This window comes from Streptomyces hyderabadensis (genome assembly GCF_020404845.1).
GTDB classification, from domain to species: Bacteria; Actinomycetota; Actinomycetes; order Streptomycetales; family Streptomycetaceae; genus Streptomyces; species Streptomyces hyderabadensis.
Genome location: NZ_JAIOJZ010000165.1, coordinates 1 through 262, shown reverse-complemented (window position 1 = coordinate 262; position 262 = coordinate 1). Strand labels below are relative to the sequence as shown.

The 262-nt window shown below is 71.0% G+C and carries 1 protein-coding gene; it reads right to left on the bottom strand.

Annotated elements, in window-relative coordinates:
* Nucleotides 1-262: ACP S-malonyltransferase (locus K7854_RS37375; RefSeq protein ID WP_226030995.1), on the bottom strand; the 262-nt coding region annotated here is incomplete at both ends.

Sequence of the window (262 nt, the reverse complement as noted above, 5' to 3'; positions counted from 1 at the left end):
AACCTGACCACGCCGAAGCACCGCCACGGCCACCACGTCCGACTCCAGCACCTGCCCGACAAGCCCGGCCAGCACACCGTCCGGACCCACCTCCACGAACCGCCGCACACCCAAGCCATGCAACGCCCGCAACCCGTCGGCGAACCGCACCGCCTCCCGCACATGCCGCACCCAATACCCAGCCCCGGCAACCTCCGCCCCCACAACCGCACCCGTCACCGCCGACACGAACGGCACCAACGGCTCACGGAAGACCAGCCCC